8 protein-coding genes are annotated in these 8834 nt (G+C 65.9%); 4 read left to right on the top strand and 4 right to left on the bottom strand.

Annotated elements, in window-relative coordinates:
• Positions 1-469 precede the first annotated feature (469 nt).
• Positions 470-1612: a mechanosensitive ion channel family protein gene (locus tag V3B41_RS20345; protein ID WP_049432766.1), complete on the top strand. Its 1143-nt coding sequence runs from the start codon at positions 470-472 to the stop codon at positions 1610-1612.
• A 72-nt stretch (positions 1613-1684) separates the two neighbouring features.
• Here V3B41_RS20345 and V3B41_RS20340 read toward each other — a convergent pair whose 3' ends face one another.
• From V3B41_RS20340 to typA, 3 genes are read right to left on the bottom strand one after another with little or no spacing between them, the layout of a single operon-like run.
• A complete protein-coding gene (locus V3B41_RS20340) occupies positions 1685-3307 on the bottom strand; it encodes an amidase (protein ID WP_197651135.1) in 1623 nt (540 codons plus the stop codon).
• Positions 3308-3348: 41 nt separating this feature from the next.
• The gene (locus tag V3B41_RS20335) at positions 3349-3816 is read right to left on the bottom strand and encodes a DUF2127 domain-containing protein (protein WP_049432763.1); all 468 of its coding nucleotides are present in this window, start codon (positions 3814-3816) and stop codon (positions 3349-3351) included.
• 11 nt (positions 3817-3827) lie between these two features.
• On the bottom strand, positions 3828-5675 hold the full coding sequence (gene typA / locus V3B41_RS20330; protein ID WP_010483969.1) for a translational GTPase TypA: 1848 nt from the start codon (positions 5673-5675) through the stop codon (positions 3828-3830).
• Between the two features lie 273 nt (positions 5676-5948).
• Here typA and V3B41_RS20325 point away from each other — a divergent pair, with 273 nt between their 5' ends.
• The 3 genes from V3B41_RS20325 to V3B41_RS20315 all read left to right on the top strand — a co-directional run bounded on the left by V3B41_RS20325 (position 5949) and on the right by V3B41_RS20315 (position 8256).
• Positions 5949-6440: a peptidylprolyl isomerase gene (locus V3B41_RS20325; RefSeq protein ID WP_005408225.1), complete on the top strand. Its 492-nt coding sequence runs from the start codon at positions 5949-5951 to the stop codon at positions 6438-6440.
• A 118-nt stretch (positions 6441-6558) separates the two neighbouring features.
• Entirely contained in the window at positions 6559-7545 is a 987-nt protein-coding gene (locus tag V3B41_RS20320) for a malate dehydrogenase (protein WP_004153634.1), read from the top strand.
• A gap of 96 nt (positions 7546-7641) precedes the next feature.
• Positions 7642-8256: an RluA family pseudouridine synthase gene (locus V3B41_RS20315; RefSeq protein ID WP_197620061.1), complete on the top strand. Its 615-nt coding sequence runs from the start codon at positions 7642-7644 to the stop codon at positions 8254-8256.
• Positions 8257-8735: 479 nt separating this feature from the next.
• Here the strand turns inward: V3B41_RS20315 and V3B41_RS20310 are convergent.
• Positions 8736-8834: IS3 family transposase (locus tag V3B41_RS20310; protein ID WP_197616391.1), on the bottom strand; the 99-nt coding region annotated here is incomplete at its 5' end.

Below are 8834 nucleotides of genomic sequence, written 5' to 3'. Positions count from 1 at the left end.
CCCCGCCTCTGACAGATCCCTGCGGCTGTTGGTAGGTGTCGACCTTGGTCGACACGGTGGGTCCACGCCATGCGTGGATGAATGTCTGTCAGATTTCGAAATCAGAAGATGGGGTCAGATCCGTTTTCCTCTGGAAAACGGATCTGACCTCAGACTTTGCTGGCAGATCGCAGGAAACTGTCGAAGGCGGGGTGGGGCCGGTTGCGGGGGCCAGATCAGTGAGCCGCATGGATGCGGCGACCGAGCCTCCATGGATGGATCCACGGCATCCCCCGCAACCGGACCCACCCCGCCATCCCACAGGAAACCCGCTTCTGCTTCGGCTGTTGCTGTTGCTGTTGCTCCAGCTCGCAGCAGGTGCAGGGCTGCAAGCCCTGCCGACCAACACCCTGCTTACGAACGGCTGACGTGACGCTCATGCGCCATGCGCGAGGCTGTCCGCTAGGCTGTTCGAGTGGAGGTAGCAACGGTGCACTGGCAAAGCGCGCAGGCCTACGCATGGCCGTTGGGATTGGCAGCAGTAGCGGGTGGCATCGGCGCGTGGCTGATCCTCTGGATCTATCATCGGCTGAAAGGGCGTGATCGTCGGCGCGCGCGCATCGGTCGCGTGCTTGGCCTGCCGATGGCGACCGCGTGGCCACTGCTGCTGTTGATCCCCGCGCTGCAGGCCACGCCGCTGCAGGATCCCGTGCTGGGCAATCTGCAGCATGTGCTGCACATCGCGCTGACCGCCTGCTTCATCTGGTTGCTGGTACGCGCGGTGGCGGCGGGTGAGCGCGCGATCCTGCGCGGCCATCCCATCGATGTCTCCGACAACCTGGAAGCGCGCCGCATCCAGACCCAGACGCGGGTGCTCAGCCGCGTGTTGATGGGGGGCATCATCGTGCTCGGCGCCTCGCTGGTGCTGTTGACCTTTCCGATGGTGCAGAAGATCGGCACGGCTCTGCTGGCCTCGGCGGGTCTGATCGGCCTGGTGGCCGGCATTGCGGCCAAGCCGGTGTTCGGCAATCTGATCGCTGGCCTGCAGATCGCAGTGACGCAGCCGATCCGGCTGGACGATGTGGTGATCGTTGAAGGTGAGTGGGGACGCATCGAGGAGATCGGCAGCAGCTACGTGGTGGTGCGCATCTGGGACGAGCGGCGGATGGTGGTGCCGTTGACCTGGTTCATCGAGAACCCGTTCCAGAACTGGACGCGGCGCAGTGCCGATCTGCTCGGCACGGCCTTCCTGTGGTTGGACTACCGGGCACCGATTGCGGCGATCCGCGCCGAGCTGGAGCGCATCTGTCGTGGCGAAGCGCTGTGGGATGGTCGGGTCTGCGTGACCCAGGTGACCGAAACCAGCGAACGCGCGATCCAGGTGCGGCTGCTGGTCAGTGCACGCAGTTCCGGCGATGCCTTCGACCTGCGTTGCCTGGTGCGTGAGCGCATGCTCGATTTCCTTGCGCGCGAGCATCCGCAGGCGCTGCCGCAGGTACGTGCACGTGTGCAGCACGATGATGAGCTGGATAGGCCGCGCGGTCCGCGGGCGCGTACCGCGGATGTGCGGTCGCCGGGGGCTGAAGATGGCGAAGCCGCGATCGTGCCGATGGAGCCCGACCAGCCTCTGTAGGGCCGAGCCATGCTCGGCTGCCTTCGATTTTCCGATGAAGCCGAACGTGGGCTCGGCTCTACATAAACGCGATCAAGGCTCGCCAGCGTCGATCAGTGCGTCAGTATCAAAGTGCGGCGGTCGCCGGGCACGGGTGCGCTGCTCGTAGGCGTAGGCCATCTCGATCAGCTTCGGCTCGCTCCAGGCGGTGCCCATGAACAGCAGGCCGACCGGCAGGCCATCGATCTGGCCCATCGGCACGGTCAGGCTGGGGTAACCGGCCACGGCGGCGGCGCTGTAGCTCTCGCCGGGGAAGTCGTCGCCCTCGCTGCGGATCGGCCACGCCACGCCGGTGGTCGGCGCCACCAGCGCATCGAGTTGATGGGCGGAGAGGGCGGCATCGATGCCTTCCGGGCCGGCCAACCGGCGCGCATCGCTGCGCGCGCGGATGTAGGCAGGGTCTGCCAGGCCAGCGGTGGCGTCAGCCTCTACCAGCAGTTCCTGGCCGAACAGGCCCAGTTCCTGCTTGCTGTGGGCCTGGTTGAAGGCGATCAGCTCGGCAAGGCTGCGCAGCGGGGCGCGATGGGTGCTGAAGTAGCGCTCCAGGCCCGCCTTGAATTCGTACAGCAGCAGCGTGCGCTCGGCCTCGGCCCATGCGCCCTGGTTGGGCAGTTCGACGGGTACCACGACGGCACCGGCGCGACGCAGCTCGATCGCCGCCTGATCGATCAGCGGCGGCATGCCGCGGTACTTCAGCAGCGGCGTCTGCAGCAGGCCGATGCGTTTGCCGCGCAGGCCCTGCGGGTCCAGGCGTGCGGTGTAGTCGTAGACCGCGCGGCCGGGCATGGTCGCGGTGGCGGGATCGGCGTCATCGCGGCCGGCGATCGCGGTCAGCACGGCAGCAGCATCGGCGACGCTGCGTGTCATTGGTCCGGCGGTGTCCTGGCTGAAGGAGATCGGTACGATGCCATCGCGGCTGACCAGCCCGACCGTCGGCTTCAGGCCGACCACGCCGTTGATCGCCGCCGGGCAGACGATGCTGCCGTCGGTTTCGGTGCCGATCGCCACGCTGGCCAGGTTGGCGGCCACGGCCACCGCGCTGCCGCTGCTGGAACCGCACGGTGAATGGCTGATGCGATAGGGGTTGCGGGTCTGGCCACCGCGCGCGCTCCAGCCGGAGATGGAGTCGTTGCCGCGGAAGTTGGCCCACTCGCTGAGGTTGGTCTTGCCCAGCACCACGGCGCCGGCGTCGCGCAGCCGGCGCACCAGATAGGCGTCGTCCGGGCGGAAACCCTGCAGGGCCAGCGAGCCGGCACTGGTGGCCATCGGTGCGGCGTTGATGTTGTCCTTCAGCAGCAGCGGGATGCCATGCAGCGGACCGCGCAGGCGTCCTTCGCGGCGCTCGCGGTCGCGGGCGGCGGCTTCCTTCAGGGCATCGGGGTTGAGCTCGATCACCGCGCGCAGGCGTGGCCCGGTGCGGTCGAGGCTGGCGATGCGCTGCAGGTAGGCCTGGGTGAGGGTGGTGCTGTCCAGCTCACCGGCGGTCATCCGCGCCTGCAGGTCGGCGACATCGGTTTCGGCGTACGGGAACGGCACGTTGCGGCTCGCAGGTTCGGCCGCATGCGCGCTGGGCGTGGCCGGGCTGCAGCCAGCCGAAAGCAGCGCAGGCAGCGCGGCGAGCAGGCAGGTCAGCAGAGGCGGCAAGGACGGGCGCATGGGGCGGCTTGGTCGGCTCCAACCCCCAGTGTAGCCGGTGCTCAGCGGTGGCGCTTGCGCAGGTCGCGGGCGAGGACGTAGACCACGATCAGGTTGATCGCCAGGATGGTCCACGACGGCCAGCCGGGATGGCGGATGATCGCGAAGATGTCGAAAGGCAGGTACAGCGAGGCGGTCAGGCAGCCCAGCCAGGAGGCCCAGGCCTTGGCCCGCCACAGGCCCCAGGCCTCGACCAGGTGCAGCAGGCCGTAGCCGATCATCCCCGCCGCGGCCAGGTGGACCGCATCGGGGCTGATCATGTGCAGCAGCGAGGGCAGGGTGCCATGGTCCGGATCCAGGCTGAAACGCCGGATCAGGGCCATGATGCCGTGCCGTAGCGGCTGCGGTCCGAGCACTTCCAGCCCGGTGGCGGCCAACAGCGCCAGCATCGCCTTGCTCGCTTCAAGCAGGGCGATGACGTGGAGACCCGGATGCCGGTGCGGATCCGGGTTGTAGCCGCTCTGGTTCACGGGGTGCTGGCTCAGCCGCCGCGCGAAGCCTTCTTGCGGTCGCTTTCGGTCAGGAACTTCTTGCGCAGACGGATCTCCTTCGGGGTGATCTCGACCAGCTCATCGTCTTCGATGAAGTCCAGGGCCTGTTCCAGCGAGTACTTGATCGCCGGGGTCAGCTGGATCGCATCGTCCTTGCCCGAAGCGCGCATGTTGGTCAGCGGCTTGGTCTTGATCGCGTTGACGGTCAGGTCGTTGTCCTTGGAGTGGATGCCGACCAGCTGACCTTCATACACGTTGTCGCCTTCAGCAGCGAACAGCTTGCCGCGCTCCTGCAGCGGGCCCAGCGAGTAGGCCGGGGTGGTCCCCGGCGCATTGGCGATCATCACGCCGTTGATGCGCTTGGCGATCGCGCCCTGTTCCTTCGGACCGTAGTGGTCGAACACGTGGAACAGCAGGCCCGAACCCTGGGTGAGGGTCTTGAACTCGTTCTGGAAGCCGATCAGGCCACGGGCCGGGATCGAGTATTCCAGGCGCACGCGGCCCTTGCCGTCCGATTCCATGTTCTTCAGCTGGCCCTTGCGGGTGCCCAGCTTTTCCATCACGCCGCCCTGGTGGATTTCTTCGATGTCCACCACCAGCTGCTCGATCGGCTCCATCATCTGGCCGTCGATTTCCTTGATGATCACTTCCGGGCGCGACACGGCCAGCTCGTAGCCTTCGCGGCGCATGTTCTCGATCAGCACCGACAGGTGCAGTTCGCCACGGCCGGAGACCAGGAACTTGTCGGCGTCTTCCAGCTGCTCGACCTTCAGGGCCACGTTGTGGACCTTTTCACGGTCCAGGCGGTCCTTGATCTGGCGGCTGGTCAGGAACTTGCCACCGGACAGGTCCTTGTTGCCGGCGAACGGCGAGTTGTTGACCTGGAAGGTCATCGAGATGGTCGGCTCGTCGACGGTCAGCGCCGGCAGCGCTTCCGGGAAGTCCGGTGCGCAGATGGTGTCGGAGATGGTCAGCTCCTGGATGCCGGAGATGGCCACGATGTCGCCGGCCTCGGCCGAATCCTGCTCGATGCGTTCCAGGCCCATGAAGCCCAGCACCTGGAGGACCTTGCCGTTGCGCTTCTTGCCTTCACGGTCGATGACCGCGACCTGCATGTTCTTCTTCAGGGTGCCGCGCTGGATGCGGCCAATGCCGATCACGCCCACGAAGTTGTTGTAGTCCAGCTGGCTGATGCGCATCTGGAACGGGCCTTCCGGGTCCACTTCCGGACGCGGCGCGTGCTGCATGATCGCTTCGTACAGCGGGGTCATGTCGCCGTCACGCACGGTGTCTTCCAAGCCGGCATAGCCGTTCAGGCCCGAGGCGTAGACGATCGGGAAGTCCAGCTGCTCGTTGGTGGCGCCGAGCTTGTCGAACAGGTCGAAGACCTGGTCGATCACCCATTCCGGACGGGCGCCCGGACGGTCGACCTTGTTGACCACGACGATCGGCTTGAAGCCCATCGCGAAGGCCTTCTGGGTCACGAAGCGGGTCTGCGGCATCGGGCCGTCCATCGCATCGACCAGGATCAGCACGGTGTCGACCATCGACAGCACGCGCTCGACCTCGCCACCGAAGTCGGCGTGGCCGGGGGTGTCGACGATGTTGATCCGGTTCTTGATGCCGGTCTTCTTGTCTTCCCAGGTGATGGCGGTGTTCTTGGCCAGGATGGTGATGCCGCGTTCCTTTTCCTGGTCGTTGCTGTCCATCACGCGCTCGGCGAGGACGGTACGCTCGGACAGGGTGCCGGACTGCTTCAGCAGCTGGTCGACCAGGGTGGTCTTGCCATGGTCGACGTGGGCGACGATGGCGATGTTGCGAAGATTTTCGATGGACATACGAAAGGGGGCCAGTCGGCGCCGGATTTGGAAAAAGAAGTCCAACATTATACGTCGAACTTGACGATTCGCGAAAAGGTGGATTTCACGCCTGTCACGGGGCCCATTCAGCTGGCCATCCGCCGCGCCGGCCGAGGCCGCCAGGACCCCGCTGCGCGGCTCCCCGTCCGTGGGCTGAAGCGGGGCGCTTCACCAATGGTCGAAGCCGCCGCCGACACGAGGCGGGTGTAAACTAGGTGGCTAGACGCATTCCCCTTTGCATCAAGGATCTTCATGTCCCTCATCGCCACTTTCGACACCACCCAGGGCCCGATCAAGGTCGAGCTGTTTGCCGACAAGGCGCCGCTGACCGTGGCCAACTTCGTGAACCTGGTCAAGCACGGCTTCTATGACGGCCTGATCTTCCACCGCGTGATCGCCGACTTCATGATCCAGGGCGGCTGCCCGCAGGGTCGTGGCACCGGCGGCCCGGGCTACAAGTTCGAAGACGAGAAGAATGGCGTGAAGCACGAGGTCGGCTCGCTGTCGATGGCCAACGCCGGCCCGAACACCAACGGCAGCCAGTTCTTCATCACCCACATCAAGACCGACTGGCTGGACGGCCGCCACACCGTCTTCGGCAAGGTCCTGGAAGGCCAGGCCATCGTCGATTCGGTCAAGCAGGGTGACGTGATCCATTCGATCACCCTGGAAGGCGACGTCGACGCCGTGCTGGCCGCCCAGGCCGACCGCGTCGCCGAGTGGAACAAGCACCTCGCCGCCTGATCCCCCTTTGAAACGGCCACCCACGGGTGGCCGTTTCCCTGTTCCCCGCCGCCCGCCAGGCCTGCGTGGCTCCGCCCGCGGCGTCCCATCAAACGCTTGCAAGCAAGAGGAAACCCCCATGAAAGCACCCGTTCGTGTTGCCGTGACCGGCGCCGCCGGCCAGATCGGTTATGCCCTGCTGTTCCGCATCGCCTCCGGCGAAATGCTGGGCAAGGACCAGCCGGTCATCCTGCAGCTGCTGGAACTGCCGGTCGACAAGGCCCAGGCCGCCCTGAAGGGCGTGATGATGGAGCTGGAAGACTGCGCCTTCCCGCTGCTGGCCGGCATGGTCGGCACCGATGACGCCGAAGTCGCGTTCAAGGACGCCGACATCGCCCTGCTGGTCGGCGCGCGTCCGCGCGGCCCGGGCATGGAGCGCAAGGACCTGTTGCTGGAAAACGCCAAGATCTTCACCGCCCAGGGCGCGGCGCTGAACAAGGTCGCCAGCCGTGACGTGAAGGTGCTGGTGGTCGGCAACCCGGCCAACACCAATGCCTACATCGCCATGAAGTCGGCCCCGGACCTGAAGCCGGAAAACTTCACCGCCATGCTGCGCCTGGACCACAACCGCGCGCTGAGCCAGCTGTCGACCAAGCTCGGCAAGCCGGTCGGTGGCATGGAGAAGCTGGTGGTGTGGGGCAACCACAGCCCGACCATGTACCCGGACTACCGTTTCGCCACCGCCGATGGTGCGTCGATCGCCGATGCGATCAACGACCAGGAGTGGAACGCCAACACCTTCATCCCGACCGTCGGCAAGCGCGGCGCGGCGATCATCGAAGCCCGTGGCTCGTCCTCGGCTGCGTCGGCCGCCAACGCCGCCATCGACCACGTGCGTGACTGGGTGCTGGGCAGCAACGGCAAGTGGGTCACCATGGGCGTGCCGTCCGACGGTTCCTACGGCATTCCGGAAGGCGTGATCTTCGGCTTCGCGGTGACCACCGAGAACGGCAAGTACACCCTGGTGAAGGATCTGCCGATCGACGACTTCAGCCAGAAGTACATCGACAAGACCCTGGCCGAGCTGGAAGAAGAGCGCGCCGGCGTCGCCCACCTGCTGGGCTGATACGGGCCTCGGCCGGTAGGTACCGACCGTGGGTCGGTACGCAGAAGACGGGGAGGCTTCGGCTTCCCCGTTTTCATTTGGAATTCCTGGAACCGCATGATCCACCTGCACTACATCGACGACGCGCTGCTGGTAGCTGAAAAGCCCGCCGGCCTGCTGTCCGTGCCTGGCCGCAGCGCCGAGAACCAGGACTGTGTCGTCGCGCGCCTGCAGGCGCTGTATCCGGATGCCTTGACCGTGCACCGCCTGGACCAGGTGACCTCCGGGCTGCTGCTGCATGCGCGTGGCAAGGACATGCAGGCGGCGTTGTCGATGCAGTTCGAGCAGCGCCAGGTTGGCAAGTGCTACGAAGCCGTTCTGCAGGGCCTGCTTGAGGGCGATGCCGGCGAAGTGGACCTGCCATTGATCGTGGACTGGCCGAACCGGCCGAAGCAGATGATCGACCATGAGCGCGGCAAGCCGGCGCTGACGCGTTGGCGCGTGCTGGCCCGTGATGCTGAAGCGCAGCGCACGCGCGTGGCGCTGGAACCGATCACTGGCCGCAGCCATCAGCTGCGCCTGCACATGGCCAGCCTCGGCCATCCCATCGTCGGCGACGTGCTGTATGACGCGGCGCCGGCGCAACGCGTGCATCTGCATGCGCGCAGCCTGCGGTTTACGCATCCGCTGACGGGCGAGGCGCTCGCGTTCGAGTCCGCGGCTCCGTTCTAGGGGGAGGCGGCAGGGCCTGCAGCCCTGCACCTGCAGAATCAACATCAACATCAACATCAACGTCAAAAGCGGGCTGTCCGTGGGTTGGCGGGGCGGTATGGGTGGGCAGGACACGCCGTAAACCCATCCATGGGGGCTCGATGGCGCCATCCATGGCGCCAACGGTCCTGCCCACCCACACCGCCCCGCCTCTGACAGATTCCCGCGGCTGTTGGCAACTGCGGCCGTTGTTCCGCACGGCTGTTGGTAGGTGTCGACCTTGGTCGACACGATTTTTCTGTCAGATATCGAATGAGTCATCCACGCATGGCGTGGATCTACCGTGTCGACCAAGGTCGACACCGACCAGAACAATATGTCGTTCCGACAGGTCGCGGGAAACTGTCGAAGGCGGGGTGGGTCCGGTTGCGGGAGTGTCCGCGGCATGGATGCCGCGGCCAAGCCCCCAGGGTGAAGTGCCCCCCGAGACTTGGACGGGGTCAGGCGGCCGATTGGGCCTGCTCCCGGTACTTTACCGGGCTCAGACCTTTCAGTTTCAGTTTGATGCGCTCTTCGTTGTAGTACTGGATGTATTCCAC

Origin of the sequence: Stenotrophomonas sp. SMYL89 (assembly GCF_036319985.1) — a bacterium.
Taxonomy (GTDB): Bacteria; Pseudomonadota; Gammaproteobacteria; order Xanthomonadales; family Xanthomonadaceae; genus Stenotrophomonas; species Stenotrophomonas maltophilia_Q.
This window is presented reverse-complemented; position numbering and strand designations above follow the sequence as displayed.